Here is an 18,191-nt window from a genome sequence, read left to right on the forward strand (position 1 = left end):
GTTTATGCGCGCGTGCCGGCCGATTGCACTGTGGCCTCAGTCACGCTCGTGGCGGTTGATTCCACTTCACTGAAAACAAGGCGCTCACCGTTCCTTTGTGGCGTCGTGGGTCGCTGCAATCGTCAGGAGCTGATCGGCGCGTCGTAGAGCGGTACCGCAAAACCGTAGACGGTGGCCGGTTGAAAGCGCACATGCGTGGCAGCCCCGGCTGGTGCCGAAACACTGATGTGCTCACCGGGCAACACGTAGGTCTTGGGCAACATCGCACTGCCCGCCGAAGGCAACAGATGTACCTGCTGGCCTAGACGGACCACGTAGGGAGTGTCATTGCGCACGGTCAGTTGATCGCCATTTAGTGACCATTGCAGATCAGTCCATGGGGTGCGATTAGGCGCCAGGCCCTTAGGGTGCAGAATCACCGGCAGGTTCTGGCGCACCGTCACCCCTACACGGGCCTGTCCAGCTTCGGCGGCGGGTTTGCCTTGCGGTATGCCTTCAAAGATCACCCGCTTCAAACGCTGGGTGAGCAAGGGTTTTTCCGATTGCAGAATAAAGCGCACCAACTGGGTTTTCGACGCTTCAACCCGGGCCAGCGGTGGTGTCACAAACACCAGCGATTCAGGGTCTTCGGCAATGTTTTCGAGAGTGACGTGCATTAACGCCAGAGTGGTATCAGTGTTGGTCACTGTAACGGACGCCTCGCCATCGGCCTCATTGATGATGACCACGGAAGTGTTCGGGACCATCCCGTCAGCTTGGGCGTAAACGGTCATCAAGAGCGGGAATAAGCCAGCGCCGGCGTGGATCAGAGGGCGCACGAAAGCAGAAAACATCGTCATGACGTGTCTCGTTGAATGATCAAAAAAGGGTGCTGGCGTGACACCGGTTCCCGGTGTCAGCGCTCCAGGCTGATATTGCGCAGCACGCGGTCTGTCAGTAGTCCAGTTGCACGGTGATATGGCCGTCGATGGGGATTTCATCGGTCAGAGTCAGGTCGCTGGCAGGCACGATAATGGTGAATGCCGTCAGCCTTGCATGCAGGTCTTTTATGGCGATCGGTGTGTCAGGGGCATTCATCGCCGCAAACGAAGTCTTGCCGGCATGTCCCAGGTAGGGCGACGCTCGCCAACTGACACCATCGTCCCGGGACGAGATGGTTTTTACCGCGGCTTTGTCGGCAATCGCGTCAAACAGACCGAGGGCTACACTGCCCAGTTTCTCGTCATCATTAACGATCCCCAGCCCGTGCTGGCTAGGGCTGATGGCGGAAGATCCGCTGCGGTTATCCACCGTGGTCAGGGTAAACAGGGTGGCCGCCTCGCAGTTCACGTCGAGGTAGAGCGTGCCGTTTTCCAACCGGGTGGGCTGGTCCGGATGCAGGTCCTTCATCCCCACCCTGCCGTGCTCGACGATACCGCCGCTCGAGAGACTGGGCTTACAGGCACTGGGAGTGATCATGCCGGTGACACTCAAGTCGGTGTTGGAACTGGCCAAAGCGGACGGAGCGCCTGTCAGCAGCAAGACTGCGGCCAGCAACGATAAAGGTGTGTTCATGCGTTGGCTCTTCCTTGAAGGAGGTTGTCAGTCATTACCCTGGGTGGACAGGAGGCAATCTATAGGCCGGGGTAGACGGAAGGAATGCAACTAATACGAAAACGCGGCGTCCGGAGCACGAAGGATGACGACGGACTACAACTCGTCATGGTTCGCTGTATTGTCTGTAGTCTTTTGGCGTGGGTGACGTAGCTTAAAAAAGTAGGGGGCGTCTGTTTGTTTTGTAAGAGAAAGGACAAAACCCCGAAGGCATTGAGTGTCGCTATTTTACTGATGAGATTGGTTGTTGTAGTGGCCAGTGGACAGCGCTATTTTTCGCGCATTCCAGTCACCTCACAGGAAAACTACGACCATGCGCGTCATCATCGCTGACGACCATCCCGTCGTTCGTATCGGCTTGCGGATGCTCATCGATTCAAGCACAACCTGCGTGGTTGTCGGTGAAGCCGACGGCCCCGACAGCCTGCTGAGTCTTCTTTCCACACTTCCTTGTGATCTGCTGATCACAGACTTCTGCATGCCGGGCGACGGGCAGGCCGATGGCCTGAAGATGCTGAGCAGGGTGCGCCGGCACTACCCGGCGCTGCCGATCATTCTGGTCACCATGTTTGCCAACGTCGCGACACTGAGGTCGGCCTTCGCTGAAGGTGTGACGGCCATCGTTGCTAAAGGCGCGTCGGCAACGGAGCTGCCCGACGCGATCAAATCGGTGAGTCAGGGACGGCGGTTTATCAGCGAGTCCCTGCGCGCCGAACTGACCGAGGCCGGCACTGGGGACTCGTCCCCGTTACCGTCACTGTCGGCCAAAGAACATGAAGTGGTGAGAATGCTCGCCAGCGGCATGACCGTCAGCGAGATTGCTTGTTACTTCAAACGCAGCGTGTCGACGATCAGTAAACAGAAAAGCATGGCCATGCAGAGGCTGGGCATTTCCACGGACGTGGATCTGTTTGCTTATGCCCGTGACAGTGGCATGGTGCATTAGCGTGCCAGAGGGTATTCCCACCACGAATGTCGATAGTGTTCTGCGGCTTTGCAGACTATCTTGCTGGCCATCCTTTATTCGTACGGAGCCTGACCATGAGTGATGCCCATCGCGCATTGATCACCCAGTTCTACCAAGCCTTCCAGCGGCTGGACGCCGAGGCCATGAGCGCCTGCTATACCGATGACGTGGTGTTCAGTGATCCGGCGTTCGGCGAGCTTCGCGGGCGCGATGCTGGCGACATGTGGCGCATGCTCACGACCCGGGCCAGGGATTTCTCCCTGACCTTCGATAGCGTTCACGCCGATGAGCACACGGGCACCGCGCATTGGGTCGCGACGTACCTGTTCAGCCAGACCGGCAACACCGTGGTCAACGACATCCAGGCACGATTCGTCTTCCGTGACGGCAAGATCTGCGAACACCACGACCGTTTCGATCTGTGGGCCTGGTCCCGCCAGGCATTGGGTTTCAAAGGCCTGATCCTGGGCTGGACGCCATTGGTAGGGAACGCCGTTCGGGCACAGGCCCTGAAGGGGCTGAAGGCATGGCAGGCCAGTCGCTGATAAGATCGCGGCTTGTTTCCTTTCAAGTTTTGATTGTGCCGTGACCACCCTCAGCGAAAATTCTCTCGACGCCAATGCACCGGTGAGTAAACCCTGGTTCGTCTACCTCGTGCGCGCGGCCAATGGCGCGCTCTACTGCGGGATCAGCGACGATCCGGTACGCCGCTTTGCCACTCACCAGAGCGGCAAGGGCGCGCGCTTCTTTCTTTCCAGCCCGGCCGTGGCGCTGGTCTATACCGAACTCTGCCGCGATAAAAGCGAAGCGCTGCGCCAGGAACGGCTGATCAAGAAACTCAGGAAAAGCGCCAAGGAATGCCTGGTGGCGAGCTTTGCTGCCGGCTTATCAATCTGACTGATAAGTTCCCATCAGGCATATCGGTGTGATGCTTATGGATTGCGCGCTAAGCTGCGGATTCCTTACCCGTGCGGCGGAGCCGAGCATGTCCGAGTTGATTCTTCATCATTACCCGACTTCCCCTTTTTCTGAAAAGGCCCGCTTGCTGCTGGGCTTCAAGGGGCTGTCCTGGCGCTCGGTGAACATTTCGCCGGTGATGCCAAAGCCTGACCTGACGGCCCTGACCGGAGGCTATCGCAAAACTCCAGTGTTGCAGGTTGGCGCCGATATTTATTGCGACACTTCGTTGATTGCCCGCCGCCTGGAACAGGAAAAGGCCTTGCCGGCGTTCTTCCCCGAAGGCCAGGAAATGATCGCGGCCTCCTTCGCCGCGTGGGCCGATTCGGTGGTGTTCCAGCATGCAGTCAGCCTGGTGTTTCAGCCGGAATCGGTAGCTGTGCGCTTTGGCAATATGCCGCCGGAAGCGATCAAGGCATTCATCGCCGACCGCGCCGCGTTGTTCAGCGGTGGCAGTGCTACACGCTTGTCTGCCGAGCAGGCCAAACACCAATGGCCGACGATCATGGCGCGCCTGGAGCAGCAGCTGCAGCGCGAGGAGGGCGATTATCTGTTTGGCGAGCCCTCGATTGCCGACTTCGCAATGGCTCATCCGCTGTGGTTCCTCAAGGCAACCGCCGTGACCTCACCGTGTGTGGATAGCTATCCGGCGGTGTCGGCCTGGTTGGCGCGGGTACTGGGATTCGGTCACGGTGCGCCGAGCGAGATGACGTCTGAAGAGGCCCTGGAGGTGGCGCGCAATGCCACGCCGGCGGATCTGCCGGACGAGCAGTTTGCCGATCCGAACGGGTTCCAGGCCGGTCAGCAAGTGGTGATTGCCGCGACTGACTATGGCGTTGATCCGGTAGCGGGGGAGCTGCTGTTCGCCGGTCGCGAGGAATTGATCCTGCGTCGTAAAGATGAGCGCGGCGGTTGGGTGCATGTGCATTTTCCGCGGTTCGGGTTTCGCATCGGGGCCTGCTAAAAGCGAAAGATCGCAGCCTGCGGCAGCTCCTACAGGGGATCGATGTACACCCTGTAGGAGCTGCCGCAGGCTGCGATCTTTTGATCTTTAAATCATTTCAACGCCGCAAGAATCGCATCCGGGTCATACCCGCGAATCAACGTCCCGTTGACATCGATGATCGGAATCCCGCCGCCGCCCAGCGCCTGGTAAGCCTTGCGCGCTTCGTCATCCTTCTCGATATCGAATTCCTTGTAGGGAATGCCTTTCTGATCGAGAAAACGCCGGGTCAGCTTGCAGTAGCCGCACCACTCGGTGGCGTAAAGCACGACGTTGGCCTTGGCCTGGGTCTGCTCGGGCACTACTTGCGACGGGTTGAACACCCGCTCGATCTTGCCCCAATGCTGATAGACCACGACCACCAGCAGGATCAACAGGCATTTCTTCAATACGCTACCGAGCATCAGTTGCGGCGCTTGAGCTGGTCGGTGAGCGACGTTGGCAGTCCCTTGATGATCAGCGTGCCGGCTTCTTCGTCGTACTCGATTTTCGAACCCAGCAGGTGCGCTTCGAAGCTGATGGACAGGCCTTCGGCGCGGCCGGTGAAACGGCGGAACTGGTTCAGGGTGCGTTTATCAGCCGGGATTTCTGGCGACAGGCCGTAGTCCTTGTTGCGGATATGGTCGTAGAAGGCTTTCGGGCGGTCTTCGTCAATCAGTTCCGATAACTCTTCCAGGCCCATCGGTTCGCCGAGCTTGGCCTGGCTGCTGGCGTAATCCACCAGGGTCTTGGTTTTCTCGCGCGCGTCGTCTTCGGGCAGGTCTTCGCTTTCGACGAAGTCACTGAAGGCCTTGAGCAGGGTTCGGGTTTCACCGGGGCCGTCAACGCCTTCCTGGCAACCGATGAAGTCGCGGAAATACTCCGAAACCTTTTTGCCATTCTTGCCTTTGATGAACGAAATGTACTGCTTGGACTGCTTGTTGTTCTGCCACTCCGACACGTTGATTCGCGCCGCCAGGTGCAACTGGCCCAGGTCCAGGTGACGGGAGGGGGTCACGTCCAGTTGTTCGGTCACCGCGACGCCTTCACTGTGGTGCAGCAGGGCGATCGCCAGGTAATCGGTCATGCCTTGCTGATAGTGGGCGAACAGCACGTGGCCGCCGACCGAGAGGTTGGACTCTTCCATGAGTTTTTGCAGGTGTTCCACCGCCACGCGGCTGAAGGCGGTGAAGTCTTTGCCGCCATCGAAGTACTCCTTCAGCCAGCCGCTGAACGGATGCGCCCCGGATTCGGCATGGAAGAAACCCCAGGCCTTGCCTTGTTTGGCGTTATAACTTTCGTTGAGGTCGGCAAGCATGTTCTCGATGGCGCTGGACTCGGCCAACTCGGAGTCCCGAGCGTGCAGAACTGCAGGTGTGCCGTCGGGTTTTTTGTCGATCAGGTGGACGATGCAATGACGGATCGGCATGGGCTTCTCGGCTGAAGGAAGACGGGAGGGCGTGCTCCCCGAAAAAGCGCCCAGTGTACCGCAACCACTGGTTTTGGCGCGGTGCGAACGGCAATTGCGGGGCGACCGGTGGTGCTTATGCGTTTTTTTGCCGATTTAGAGCAATAAAGCTGACCAATTGGGTAGCTAGAGGCGGATATTTCCCCGCCTCTGTGCTAGTTTTGCGCGGTCTTACGCGTAGTCACTGCGTTAAGCGTGCATTCAGCATTTGTCAGGTCGAACCAAACCCTGATTTCGGAATCTATAACCCCGATCCCGTGGTTATTTGGCCGAGGGTGCCGGATCCAAAAGATCGGGCTCGATGGCTGACACTGCACTCTGCAATCCATATGAATTTGATAGGGAAGGAACACTACATGGCTCTTACTAAAGACCAACTGATCGCCGACATCGCTGAAGCTATCGACGCGCCAAAAACCACCGCGCGTAACGCTCTGGACCAACTGGGCCAAATCGTTGCCGATCAGCTGGAAAACGGCGGCGAAATCACTCTGCCAGGTATCGGCAAACTGAAAGTGACTGAGCGTCCTGCCCGTACTGGCCGTAACCCTTCGACTGGCGCCGCCATCGAAATCGCTGCCAAGAAAGTGATCAAGCTGGTTGTGGCTAAAGGCCTGACCGACGCTGTTAACAAGTAAGACTTGTTAAAAAAAAACCGTGCGCCGGAGCGATCCGGGCACGGTTTTTTTGTGTCTGCGATTCTGTGGCGGGTTATGGGGTAATGACAAAATCCGTTGGAGAGACTGCAAAGAAGATATTGTCCTCGCAGCTCACAGAGAGGCGAGCCTTTACTGTGTTCACAAGAGGAAGTTTTACCGCTGCACTCCCATTGTTTAACCGCTTGGTAACCAAAGGCTCCTTCAGAAAGTTATGACTACCGTCGATTGACAGATGTACGGCAACTCGAAGACAACTGATGGGTTGAACATCTGTCCCGGCCACGTCCCAGGCAATGTCATAGATTTCGCCTGCTTTCCAGTTCACGGAGCTGCTCGGTACTGTTACAGCAAACGCTGTACCTGTGTCCACAACCCCGACCTTGACGTTCGCTTTAGCAGTGGTTGGATGCACGGCCTGGTTATCCCGCACTGTCAGGTTGAAGTTTAAATCACGGGATTTTTTCGGATACAGGTCGCCAGGGGTGGGTAATTTTTCGTTCAATATTACCGGGAGAGAGGGGTAGGCTCGTTCATTCGATGACGATGGGAGTAGAGGTATAGAAAGATTTCCATATCCGGGATCATCTGTTATTTCGGTAGGTAGGGGCCCATTCATCGGGTCCCACGCGTACGTTAGTGCTGCGTTGGGGACGCTGTGCAGCACTGTTGCTGATAATCTGAACGGAGTGTTAGCGGGAATACGCATATGAGGCACGGGCAAAGAGTCGTGATCGATCCATGGGGCGTTGACTGGATTTAATGTTTTGGTGGCACATTGACCACCGAGGGACTGTAGCCAAGCGTGCATTTCATCAAGGGACAAGGCATGGAAGTATGCATATCTTGGACTGCCGTAGCCCATTATCTGATTCCCCTCGAAAACATGTTGAGCACCGAGTTTGTGCCCGAACTCGTGCACGGTGGTCTCAAAAAACTTCGGGGCGTTTACTGGATCGTGGTGTCCTGAATCTCCGTAAGCCGTATGCTTTTTGGGCGCGGGAGTGCCTCCCTCAACAACGCAGGTGTTGCCTATTCCCCCCGCACTGCCGCCTTCATGTGGCGTAAACATGAAGCCAACATCATAGCTATTTGCACCTATCAACCGGTCCATCAGCTTTCTGTTTGACTCGTGCCAGGTAAAACCATCGTTGATGGGGTCCAGCGCGGGGTCCGTCAAGATGAGTTTGTCATTTTCATCAGTCAGCGTGAAACTCACTCCCAAATCTCGTTCAAAAACCCGATTGACTCGATTGACCGTATTGACGACTGCGAACAGACCATCTTCGACAGTGCCACCAAAAGCTTGGGTGAATCCGCTGTTTGAAGTAATTGCCACTCGAAAGTTATAGAGAATATTTCCCCGGGGCACGCCATATGGCGGTGTGGCGGTGGATGGCTCGCGCTCTGAGTCGATTGCTGGTTTTTCCGGTGGTATATCAAATTGACTGAAGCTGAAGTAACGGGTTGCCTCTTCAGCCGTCGCCTGGGTATTGCCCTGTGCATTCCAGGCTCGCTGAATCAGCCACACGTCCTGACCGTTTGAAATGGAAGCGCGCAGCGACTTGCTTGACAGGTCAAGACTTACCAAGCGACCACTACTATCGCTCCCCTTGAAACTGAGTATGTTTGGGAAACGCTTGGCGAGAGCGGTGGGTATGACACCTGATTCAAGCAAGTTGAATTGGCTGAATCCGCCCTGAGGTAAGGGCAGGCTCACCTGACGCGACGATGATCCTTCCTGGCCGGATTTACCGGTAGCGGACAGATATTGATGAAGGCCTGGCAGGTCTAGATGGAGTTCTCGGTAGTGCGAGGGAATAGCTGATCCCTCGTTTGTCTGGGGTTGGGCAGGAGCCGAATCGACCGGTTTGACTTCGTGCCAAAAACTTTCGCTCTCGCTAGCGGAAGCGGGCAGCATCGAAGCGCTGCTCAGGCAAAATGCATACAGGCATCTACGGATCGGTGTCGCGAGTGTTTGCAGGCGCATGTTGTGGACTCCAGAGCTTTCCTGATGGTCCATTACAATGCAGCTGAATTTTTCGGGGTGATACTGTCATAAATAACAGTCAGTCTCCTCTGGAGACCGGAAGTTGTTCTAAAATATGCTTTTACTTCTGAATAACAAACGCCCCGGTATTTCGGGGCGTTTGTAGCCTGTTGGCTTTCAGAAAAATGGCTTGCCAGCCTACATTCAACTAGTGCGAGCCCAACGCTGACGCCAGACTTGTTGTTCGGATTTTGTCTGAAAGGTCCAGGCCACAAAGCGACTCTGTTTCTGGCCCTGGGACATTTCCACCACCTGGCTTTCCAATGCGCCAGCCTTTTTCAGGGCCGTCTGGATGGCTGGCAGGTTCGACGCTTTCGATACCAGGGTACTGAACCACAACACCTGCTGACCCACCTGCGCGCTCTCGCTGATCAGTTGGGTGACGAATCGCGCTTCACCGCCCTCACACCACAACTCCGCCGCCTGACCGCCAAAATTCAGTACTGGCAGTTTGCGTTTCGGATCGGCCTTGCCCAGCGCGCGCCATTTACGGCTGCTGCCTCGGGTGGCTTCCTCCAGCGAGGCGTGGAAGGGCGGGTTGCACATCGTCAGATCAAAGCGCTCGGCGCTCTCCAGCAGACCCAGCAAAATATGCTTGCGGTTGCCCTGCTGGCGAATCTGGATGGCCTTGTTCAAACCGTTGGACTGGATGATGGCCCTGGCGGCGGCGATGGCGGTGGCGTCGATTTCCGAGCCGAGGAACTGCCAGCGGTAGTCGCTATGACCGATTAACGGATACACGCAGTTGGCGCCCATGCCCACGTCCAGCACCTTGACCGCGGCGCCCCGGGGAATCTCGCCATCATTGCCGCTGGCCAGCAGGTCGGCGAGGAAGTGCACGTAGTCCGCACGACCCGGAACGGGTGGACACAGATAGTCGGCCGGAATGTCCCAGTGGGCGATGCCGTAGAACGACTTGAGCAGCGCCCGGTTGAACACCCGCACCGCGTCCGGGCTGGCGAAGTCGATGCTTTCCTTGCCGTAGAGGTTGATGATCACGAACTTCGCCAGTTCCGGCGTGGTCTTGATCAGCGCCGGGAAGTCGTAACGACCCTGGTGGCGGTTGCGCGGATGCAAGCTGGCCTTTTCGCGCGGCTCCACGGCTTTGGCCGGGGTCGCGGATTCGGGCTTTTTACGCGCAGGTTTGGGTGTGCGGGGGGCGGTCATGGGTGTGATCGATTCGGGTATGGCTAAAAGTGGCGGCTATTGTCCCACATCCAACCGTAATCGGTGCGCCCCTGTAGGAGCAGCCTGCGGCAGCTCCTACAGGGGGATTTGCGGTGGACATAAAAAAGGGAGGCCACTTGGGCCTCCCTTTTTCATTGCGATTTGCCGTTACAGACTGGCAATCCGCGCATGCTGCTCGGCCAGCTTGCCCAGAGCCTGTTCGGCTTCGGCCAGTTTGGCGCGTTCCTTGTCGATAACTTCGGCCGGAGCCTTGTCAACGAACCCGGCGTTGGACAGCTTGCCACCGACGCGCTGCACTTCGCCTTGCAGGCGCTGGATTTCCTTGTCCAGGCGCGCAAGCTCGGCACCTTTGTCGATCAGGCCAGCCATTGGCACCAGCACTTCCATCTCACCGACCAGGGCAGTGGCGGACAGCGGTGCTTCTTCGCCAGCAGCCAGCACGGTGATCGATTCCAGGCGCGCCAGCTTCTTCAGCAGGGCTTCGTTCTCGGTCAGGCGACGCTGGTCTTCTGCACTGACGTTCTTCAGGAACAGCGGCAGCGGTTTGCCCGGGCCGATGTTCATCTCGCCACGGATGTTACGCGTGCCGAGCATCAGGCCCTTGAGCCATTCGATGTCGTCTTCGGCGGCCTGGTCGATGCGCGCTTCATTGGCCACTGGCCAAGGTTGCAGCATGATCGTCTTGCCTTCGATACCGGCCAGCGGCGCGACGCGCTGCCAGATTTCTTCGGTGATGAACGGCATGAACGGGTGCGCCAGGCGCAAGGCAACTTCGAGCACGCGAACCAGGGTGCGACGGGTGCCGCGCTGGCGTTCGACCGGGGCGTTTTCGTCCCACAGCACTGGCTTGGACAGTTCCAGGTACCAGTCGCAATACTGGTTCCAGATGAACTCGTACAAGGCTTGCGCGGCCAGGTCGAAACGGAACTGGTCGAGCTGGCGGGTGACTTCGGCTTCGGTGCGTTGCAGCTGCGAAATGATCCAGCGGTCAGCCAGAGAGAGCTCGTAGGCTTCGCCGTTCTGGCCGCAGTCTTCGCCCTTGTCCAGCACGTAGCGCGCGGCGTTCCAGATCTTGTTGCAGAAGTTGCGATAGCCTTCGACGCGGCCCATGTCGAACTTGATGTCGCGACCGGTGGACGCCAGCGAGCAGAAGGTGAAGCGCAGGGCGTCGGTGCCGTAGCTGGCGATACCCTCGGCGAACTCTTCACGGGTCTGCTTCTCGATCTTCTTCGCCAGTTTCGGCTGCATCATGCCGGAGGTGCGTTTCTGCACCAGCTCTTCGAGCTCGATACCGTCGATGATGTCCAGTGGGTCCAGGACGTTGCCCTTGGACTTGGACATCTTCTGGCCTTGGCCATCACGCACCAGGCCGTGCACGTACACGGTCTTGAACGGCACCTGCGGTGTGCCGTCTTCGTTCTTCACCAAATGCATGGTGAGCATGATCATCCGGGCAACCCAGAAGAAAATAATGTCGAAGCCGGTGACCAGGACGTCGGTGGAGTGGAATTTCTTCAGGAATTCGGTCTGTTCCGGCCAGCCGAGCGTGGAGAAGGTCCACAGGCCCGAGCTGAACCAGGTGTCGAGTACGTCGTTGTCCTGTTGCAGCGCGACGTCCGGGCCGAGGTTGTGCTTGGCGCGCACTTCGGCTTCGTCGCGACCGACGTAGACTTTGCCCGACTCGTCGTACCAGGCTGGAATCCGGTGGCCCCACCACAGCTGACGGCTGATGCACCAGTCCTGGATGTCACGCATCCACGAGAAGTACATGTTTTCGTACTGTTTCGGCACGAACTGGATGCGACCGTCCTCGACGGCGGCAATCGCAGGTTCGGCCAACGGCTTGGTGGACACATACCACTGGTCGGTCAGCCACGGCTCGATGATGGTGCCGGAACGGTCGCCTTTCGGTACTTTCAGGGCGTGATCGTCGACGCTGACCAGCAGGCCCGCGGCCTCGAACGCCGCAACGATCTGTTTACGCGCTTCGAAACGGTCCAGGCCGGCATACTCGGCCGGGATCTTGCCGTCGATCGTTTCGTTCAAGGTGCCATCGAGGTTGAACGCCTGGACGGCTGGCAAGACATGGGCGTTCTTGTCGAAGATGTTCAGCAGCGGCAGGTTGTGGCGCTTGCCGACTTCGTAGTCATTGAAATCGTGGGCCGGGGTGATTTTCACGCAGCCGGTGCCGAATTCGGGATCGCAGTAATCGTCGGCGATGATCGGGATGCGGCGGCCGACCAGCGGCAGCTCGACAAATTTACCGATCAGGGCTTTGTAGCGCTCATCGTTCGGGTTAACCGCGACGGCGGAGTCGCCGAGCATGGTTTCCGGGCGGGTGGTCGCGACGATCAGGAACGGGTTGCCTTCAGCGGTCTTGGCGCCATCGGCCAACGGGTACTTCAGGTTCCACAGGAAACCTTTTTCGTCGTGGTTTTCCACTTCAAGGTCGGAAATCGCCGTGTGCAGCTTGGTGTCCCAGTTGACCAGGCGCTTGCCGCGGTAGATCAGGCCGTCTTCGTGCAAGCGCACGAACGCTTCCTTCACGGCTTCCGAGAGGCCGTCATCCATGGTGAAGCGCTCGCGGCTCCAGTCCACGGACGAGCCGAGACGACGGATCTGACGGCTGATATTGCCGCCGGACTGATCCTTCCATTCCCAGACTTTCTCGAGGAATTTGTCGCGGCCCAGGTCGTGGCGATTCTGGCCCTGGGCTTCGAGTTGACGCTCCACCAGCATTTGCGTGGCGATACCGGCGTGGTCGGTACCCGGTTGCCACAGGGTGTTGCGACCCTGCATGCGGCGGAAACGGATCAGGGCGTCCATGATCGCGTTGTTGAAGCCGTGTCCCATGTGCAGGCTGCCGGTGACGTTCGGCGGCGGGATCATGATGGTGTAGGACTCGCCCGCGCCTTGCGGGGCGAAGTAATTCTCTGACTCCCAGGTGTTGTACCAGGAAGTTTCAATGGCGTGCGGCTGGTAGGTCTTATCCATGCGCGGCGGGACCCTATTGGCATTAATTCAGGAAAAGCCGACGAGTATAGCGGGGCATCAAGGATAGGGCGAGCAGGTGCAGACAGGCGCAGAGCGAATGTGGGAGCGAGCCTGCTCGCGAAAGCGTTGTGCCAGTCGACTTAAAGGGTGACTGTTACACCGCCTTCGCGAGCAGGCTCGCTCCCACAGGGGGGGGGGCAGTGTGTGGCTCAGTCGTTGTACTGACTGAGAAGCCGTTCCATGCGCGCGCTGAGGCGGCGTTTGATTTCGGTTTCGATGTGCGGCGCGAAGTCGTCGATCACGTCTTGCATGATCAATTGCGCAGCGGCGCGCAGTTCGCTGTCGAGGTAGAGCAGGGCGTCGGCGTTCTGATTGGCGCTCGGCGCGGGTTCGGCAGCAGGTTTGAGGGGTGTTGGTGCGACGGCCGGCGCGGGTTCGCGGACGGTGTCGAACAACATCGGGATCTGTTCCTGGTCACCTTCCTCGACCGTGTCGGTCAGCAGCGGTGGTTGCAGGTTGTCATCGCCGAGCAGTTGGCGGATCGACTCGAGGTCGTCCAGCAGGTGCGCGGATTGTTGCAGCGGTTTTGGAGTGTCCATCGGAATGCTCAGAGTCGCTGTAAACGGTGATCTTGCAGAGGATAGCCCTGTTCGCGGTAGAAACGGAAACTCTCCCGCGCAGCCGTGCGTATGACCGGATCTTCAACCACCACTTCCGCCACGCGGGCGAAACGCTGGGCAAAGGCCGGTACTTTCAGGTCGAGATTGACCAGCAGGTCCTGATGCGAACCGCAGTCATCGCCAACGCCCAGCACGATCAGGCTGTCGGGCTCATTTTCAGCGGGGCCGTGGGGCACGAAGCTTTCACCCTTGAATGCCCACAGGCGCGCATCGAGATCGTCACGCTGGGCCGCATCGCTGCAATGCAGGTAGACGCGATGGCCCATGCGCCAGGCTTTTTCGGTGAGCTTGCAGGCGAAGTCCAGCCGCGCCGAAGGATCGGCGCTGGGCAGGATATAAAAGTCGACTTTGGTCATTGCGGTTCCTGAGCCCGGGTCGACGTCGCCCAAAAGTGACGTCGCCCCAGGGTCATTGGTTTCAGGCTTTGGCACGGTCCAGCAGGTATTGGGTCAGCAGCGGAACCGGACGACCGGTGGCGCCCTTGTCCTTGCCGCCGCTGGTCCAGGCGGTGCCGGCGATGTCCAGGTGCGCCCAGTTCAGGTTCTTGGTGAAGCGCGACAGGAAGCAAGCCGCGGTGATGGTGCCGGCTTTCGGACCGCCGATGTTGGCGATGTCGGCGAACGGGCTGTCCAGCTGCTCCTGGTACTCATCGAACAGCGGCAGTTGCCAGGCGCGGTCGTCGGCAGCCTTGCCGGCGCTGAGCAGTTGGTCGATCAATTGCTCGTTGTTGCCCAGCAGGCCCGAGGTATGGGAGCCCAGTGCAACCACGCAGGCGCCGGTCAGGGTGGCGATGTCGATCACCGCTTGCGGCTTGAATCGCTCGGAGTAGGTCAGGGCGTCGCACAGCACCAGACGGCCTTCGGCGTCGGTATTGAGGATTTCCACGGTCTGGCCGCTCATGGTGGTAACGATGTCGCCCGGGCGCGAAGCGTTGCCGCTGGGCATGTTCTCGGCGCAAGCCAGGATGCACACCAGGTTGATCGGCAGTTTCAGTTCGAGCACGGCACGCACGGTGCCGAACACGCTGGCGGCGCCGCCCATGTCGTACTTCATTTCATCCATGCCGGCACCCGGCTTGAGGCTGATGCCGCCGGTGTCGAACGTGATGCCCTTACCGACCAGGGCGTAGGGCTTCTCGGACTTCTTGCCACCGTTATATTGCATGACGATCAGGCGTGGCGGTTGGGCGCTGCCCTGGCCGACGGCGTAGAACGAGCCCATGCCCAGGGCCTTGATCTTTTTCTCGTCGAGGACTTCGACTTTCAGGTCCTTGAATTGCTTGCCGAGGTTTTTCGCTTGCTCGCCGAGGAAGGTCGGGTGGCAGATGTTCGGCGGCAGGTTGCCCAGGTCACGGGTAAACGCCATGCCGTTGGCGATGGCGGTGGCGTGGGTCACGGCGCGTTGCACTTCAGCCTCGGCGGCCTTGATGGTCACCAGGGTGATTTTCTTCAGCGCGCGCGGCTCGGCTTTCTGGCTCTTGAACTGGTCGAACTGGTATTCGCCGTCCACCAGGGTTTCGGCCAGCAGGCGGGTCTTGCCATAGCTGTCGCGGCCCTTGACCACGATTTCGTCCAGGGCCAGCACGGCGTCGCTGCCACCCAGGCCTTTGAGCGTGTTGAGGATGCCGGCAACGATTTTGCGGAACGGGCGGTCACCCAGTTCTTCGTCCTTGCCCACGCCGACCAGCAATACGCGTTCGGCTTTCAGGTTCGGCAGGCTGTGCAGTAACAGGCTCTGGCCAACCTTGCCGGCCAGGTCGCCGCGCTTGAGTACGGCACTGATGGCGCCAGCGCTGAGTTCGTCGAGCTGTTTGGCAACGGCGCCGAGCTTGCGGCCCTCGCCGACGGCAACCACCAGCGTGGCGGTTTTCAACGTTTGCGGGTTGACGCTTTTTACAACCAGTTCCATGTCCGGATCCCTGAATTGATGGTCAATAGCAAGCGCTGGACAAGGTATGGGCAGCGCTTGCTTATAAATAGAAAGGCGCCAGGATCGACCGGCGACGAAGGCGGCAGTTTGAACCTCGCCAGCGGCGCCTGACAACCCTCGTCTGAACGATCTACGCGGTTTGTGGCCAACTGTGGACCACTGTAGGAGCTAGCCTGCTAGCGAGAAACCTGAGAGCGCCACGGGGTGTCAGGCTTCCCGCGTTATCGTTGACGACCATCGCGAGCATGCTCGCTCCTACGCATCCCGTACCCATGCATTGCGCAGTGACAGGCGCACCCAATCACAGGATAATGCGCAATCTTTTTTTCGGCGGCCCTGCCTTGCGGGCTGTCTGACGTGTTTGCTTGTTTGGCCGCCATAGCCTGACAACCCTGGAGTGTCTGGTTTGATCGTCTTTCGTTATCTATCCCGCGAAGTCCTGTTGACCTTGAGTGCCGTCAGTGCGGTGCTGCTGGTCATCATCATGAGTGGACGCTTCATCAAGTACCTCGCGCAGGCCGCTTCGGGTCAACTGGATCCGGGCTCACTGTTCCTCATCATGGGTTTTCGCCTGCCGGGATTCCTGCAACTGATCCTGCCGCTGGGCCTGTTTCTCGGGATACTGCTGGCCTACGGCCGCCTGTACCTTGAAAGCGAGATGACCGTGCTGTCGGCCACGGGCATGAGCCAGCAACGCCTGTTTCGCATGACCCTGTTTCCGGCCACCCTGGTTGCGCTGGTCGTTGCCTGGTTGAGCCTGAGCCTGGCGCCACAAGGCGCCAATCAGTTCCAGCTGCTGCTGAACAAGCAGGACGCCCTGACCGAGTTCGACACCCTGGAGCCTGGCCGTTTCCAGGCCCTGCGCGATGGCACGCGGGTGACCTATACCGAGCAGTTGTCTGATGACCGCATCCATCTGGCGGGGGTCTTCATCTCGCAAAAGAACCTCGGTTCCGACAACAAGGATCGCGGGATCTCCGTGCTGGTGGCGGAAAAAGGCCGCCAGGAAATCCGCCCCGACGGCAACCGCTACCTGATCCTCGATAACGGCTACCGTTATGACGGCAATCCGGGGCAGGCCGATTACCGGGCGATCAAGTACGACGAATACGGCGTAATGCTGCCCAAGCCGGACGTCAGCGACGAAGTCACCGACCGTGACGCGATGCCCACGAGCTCCTTGCTGGGCAGCGATGACCTGCGTTCGCGCACCGAGCTGCAATGGCGCCTGTCCCTGCCGTTGCTGGTGTTCATCGTCACCTTGATGGCGGTGCCGTTGTCGCGGGTCAACCCGCGCCAGGGACGTTTCCTCAAGTTGTTGCCGGCAATCCTTCTTTATATGGCCTACCTGACTATCCTGATTGCCGCTCGCGGTGCGCTTGAAAAGGGCAAGATCCCACCGGCGCTGGGCTTATGGTGGGTGCATGGGATATTCCTGGCCATTGGCCTGGGTCTGCTCTATTGGGAGCCTTTGCGCTTGAAGATGGCGAGTCGCCGCAGTGCGCTGGAGGTGGCCCGTGGTTAAGCTCGACCGCTACATCGGCAGCAGTGTGTTCATGGCGATCCTGGCGGTATTGGGGATTATTCTCGGCCTGGCCACGTTGTTTGCGTTCATCGACGAGATGGGCGATGCCAGTGATACCTATACATTGCTCGACGTCATGAGCTACGTGCTGCTGACGGCACCACGCCGGCTCTACGACATGCTGCCGATGGCAGCCTTGATCGGTTGCCTGATCGGTCTCGGCAGCCTGGCCAGCAACAGTGAACTGACCATCATGCGTGCGGCTGGCGTGTCCATCGGGCGGATCGTCTGGGCGGTCATGAAGCCGATGCTGGTGCTGATGGTGGTGGGAGTGCTGATTGGCGAATACGTCGCGCCGGCGACTGAAAGCACCGCCCAGGCCAACCGCTCGCTGGCCCAGGGCAGTGGCGATGCGCAAAGCGCCAAACACGGTTTGTGGCATCGCCAGGGTGACGAATTCATCCACGTCAACTCCGTACAACCCAATGGCCTGCTGTACGGCGTGACCCGCTACCACTTCGACAAGGAGCGGCACATGCTGTCGGCGAGCTTCGCCAAGCGCGCCGAGTTCGACAAGGATCACTGGCAGTTGTCCGATGTCACCACCACGGTGTTCCACGAAAGGAACACTGAAGTGGTGAGCGCCCCGGTCGAGCGCTGGGATGTGGCATTGAGCCCGCAGTTGCTGAGCACCGTGGTCATGGCGCCGGAATCGCTGTCGATCTCGGGGCTGTGGGGCTATATCCACTATCTGGCTGAGCAGGGGCTGAACAATGGCCGTTACTGGCTGGCATTTTGGGTCAAGGTGTTGCAGCCGCTGGTTACCGCTGCCCTGGTGCTGATGGCGATCTCCTTCATCTTTGGTCCGTTGCGCTCGGTGACCCTCGGTCAGCGGGTATTTACCGGTGTGCTGGTCGGTTTCACCTTCCGCATTGCCCAGGATTTGTTGGGGCCTTCAAGCCTGGTCTTCGGTTTTTCGCCACTGTTTGCGGTGCTCGTGCCAGCCGGTGTCTGTGCCCTGGCGGGGCTGTGGTTGCTGCGTCGCGCCGGTTGATGGCGACTTGTTCATCGCTTCGCTGCTGATAAAAAACGCCCCTGTCACAAGACCGGGGCGTTTTTGTACGGGCCGTCTGGCCTGCAAACGTGACGCTTGCGCCGTGGATCAGGTACAATTCCCGGCTATTTTTCGGCGGGCTATGCCT

At 59.0% G+C, this 18,191-nt stretch carries 17 protein-coding genes and 1 pseudogene; 7 read left to right on the plus strand and 11 right to left on the minus strand.

The genetic code is table 11. The annotated features are described in order from the left end of the window. Positions 1 to 122: 122 nt before the first annotated feature. Both PSUM_RS26430 and PSUM_RS26435 read right to left on the minus strand, forming a co-directional pair. Positions 123 to 839, minus strand: a complete 717-nt coding sequence (locus PSUM_RS26430) for a fimbria/pilus chaperone family protein (RefSeq protein ID WP_083349702.1) — start codon at positions 837 to 839, stop codon at positions 123 to 125. A 94-nt stretch (positions 840 to 933) separates the two neighbouring features. Then, entirely contained in the window at positions 934 to 1,554 is a 621-nt protein-coding gene (locus tag PSUM_RS26435; protein WP_083349701.1) for a DUF1120 domain-containing protein, read from the minus strand. 352 nt (positions 1,555 to 1,906) lie between these two features. Here PSUM_RS26435 and PSUM_RS26440 point away from each other — a divergent pair, with 352 nt between their 5' ends. The 4 genes from PSUM_RS26440 (at position 1,907) to PSUM_RS26455 (ending at position 4,481) form a co-directional block, all read left to right on the plus strand. Further along, complete coding sequence (locus tag PSUM_RS26440) at positions 1,907 to 2,539, plus strand: response regulator (protein WP_083349700.1); 633 nt, start codon at positions 1,907 to 1,909, stop codon at positions 2,537 to 2,539. 95 nt (positions 2,540 to 2,634) lie between these two features. Further along, the gene (locus PSUM_RS26445; RefSeq protein ID WP_020799840.1) at positions 2,635 to 3,105 is read left to right on the plus strand and encodes a nuclear transport factor 2 family protein; all 471 of its coding nucleotides are present in this window, start codon (positions 2,635 to 2,637) and stop codon (positions 3,103 to 3,105) included. 40 nt (positions 3,106 to 3,145) lie between these two features. Next, positions 3,146 to 3,457 (plus strand): GIY-YIG nuclease family protein, encoded by a 312-nt coding sequence (locus tag PSUM_RS26450; protein WP_020799839.1) that lies wholly within the window; start codon positions 3,146 to 3,148, stop codon positions 3,455 to 3,457. A gap of 88 nt (positions 3,458 to 3,545) precedes the next feature. Then, on the plus strand, positions 3,546 to 4,481 hold the full coding sequence (locus tag PSUM_RS26455) for a glutathione S-transferase family protein (RefSeq protein ID WP_020799838.1): 936 nt from the start codon (positions 3,546 to 3,548) through the stop codon (positions 4,479 to 4,481). 92 nt (positions 4,482 to 4,573) lie between these two features. On the opposite strand, the gene PSUM_RS26460 is transcribed toward PSUM_RS26455, so the two are convergent. Together PSUM_RS26460 and yejK are read right to left on the minus strand one after the other, a co-directional pair. Beyond that, positions 4,574 to 4,924, minus strand: a complete 351-nt coding sequence (locus PSUM_RS26460; RefSeq protein WP_083349699.1) for a glutaredoxin family protein — start codon at positions 4,922 to 4,924, stop codon at positions 4,574 to 4,576. Continuing rightward, positions 4,924 to 5,928, minus strand: coding sequence for a nucleoid-associated protein YejK (yejK, locus tag PSUM_RS26465; protein ID WP_020799836.1), 1,005 nt, complete (start codon positions 5,926 to 5,928; stop codon positions 4,924 to 4,926). The genes PSUM_RS26460 and yejK overlap by 1 nt, the downstream gene beginning before the upstream one ends. Positions 5,929 to 6,323: 395 nt before the next feature. Between yejK and PSUM_RS26470 the strand changes: the two genes are divergently transcribed. Next, on the plus strand, positions 6,324 to 6,605 hold the full coding sequence (locus PSUM_RS26470; protein ID WP_007905514.1) for an HU family DNA-binding protein: 282 nt from the start codon (positions 6,324 to 6,326) through the stop codon (positions 6,603 to 6,605). Between the two features lie 73 nt (positions 6,606 to 6,678). On the opposite strand, the gene PSUM_RS26475 is transcribed toward PSUM_RS26470, so the two are convergent. The 7 genes and pseudogenes from PSUM_RS26475 to PSUM_RS32725 form a co-directional block, all read right to left on the minus strand. Next, positions 6,679 to 8,613 carry a reprolysin-like metallopeptidase gene (locus tag PSUM_RS26475; protein ID WP_162276368.1) on the minus strand — a complete coding sequence of 645 codons (1,935 nt, stop codon included), beginning with the start codon at positions 8,611 to 8,613 and terminating at the stop codon, positions 6,679 to 6,681. A gap of 204 nt (positions 8,614 to 8,817) precedes the next feature. Further along, positions 8,818 to 9,840 carry a 23S rRNA (adenine(1618)-N(6))-methyltransferase RlmF gene (gene rlmF, locus PSUM_RS26480; protein WP_083349697.1) on the minus strand — a complete coding sequence of 341 codons (1,023 nt, stop codon included), beginning with the start codon at positions 9,838 to 9,840 and terminating at the stop codon, positions 8,818 to 8,820. Positions 9,841 to 10,008: 168 nt separating this feature from the next. Continuing rightward, a complete protein-coding gene (locus PSUM_RS26485) occupies positions 10,009 to 12,855 on the minus strand; it encodes a valine--tRNA ligase (RefSeq protein ID WP_020799449.1) in 2,847 nt (948 codons plus the stop codon). Between the two features lie 209 nt (positions 12,856 to 13,064). Then, on the minus strand, positions 13,065 to 13,454 hold the full coding sequence (locus PSUM_RS26490) for a hypothetical protein (RefSeq protein WP_020799450.1): 390 nt from the start codon (positions 13,452 to 13,454) through the stop codon (positions 13,065 to 13,067). Positions 13,455 to 13,462: 8 nt separating this feature from the next. Next, on the minus strand, positions 13,463 to 13,891 hold the full coding sequence (locus PSUM_RS26495) for a DNA polymerase III subunit chi (RefSeq protein ID WP_020799451.1): 429 nt from the start codon (positions 13,889 to 13,891) through the stop codon (positions 13,463 to 13,465). A gap of 61 nt (positions 13,892 to 13,952) precedes the next feature. Next, the gene (locus PSUM_RS26500) at positions 13,953 to 15,443 is read right to left on the minus strand and encodes a leucyl aminopeptidase (protein ID WP_033039432.1); all 1,491 of its coding nucleotides are present in this window, start codon (positions 15,441 to 15,443) and stop codon (positions 13,953 to 13,955) included. A gap of 178 nt (positions 15,444 to 15,621) precedes the next feature. Next, positions 15,622 to 15,738: pseudogene (locus tag PSUM_RS32725) on the minus strand (outer membrane lipoprotein carrier protein LolA); the annotation flags it as partial. Positions 15,739 to 15,870: 132 nt separating this feature from the next. Between PSUM_RS32725 and lptF the strand changes: the two are divergent. Together lptF and lptG are read left to right on the plus strand one after the other, a co-directional pair. Then, positions 15,871 to 16,989 (plus strand): LPS export ABC transporter permease LptF, encoded by a 1,119-nt coding sequence (lptF, locus tag PSUM_RS26505; RefSeq protein WP_083349696.1) that lies wholly within the window; start codon positions 15,871 to 15,873, stop codon positions 16,987 to 16,989. After that, entirely contained in the window at positions 16,982 to 18,043 is a 1,062-nt protein-coding gene (gene lptG / locus PSUM_RS26510; RefSeq protein ID WP_020799455.1) for an LPS export ABC transporter permease LptG, read from the plus strand. Before lptF ends, lptG begins: the two co-directional genes overlap by 8 nt. Positions 18,044 to 18,191: the final 148 nt, after the last annotated feature.

The organism is Pseudomonas umsongensis, assembly GCF_002236105.1.
GTDB classification, from domain to species: Bacteria; Pseudomonadota; Gammaproteobacteria; order Pseudomonadales; family Pseudomonadaceae; genus Aquipseudomonas; species Aquipseudomonas umsongensis.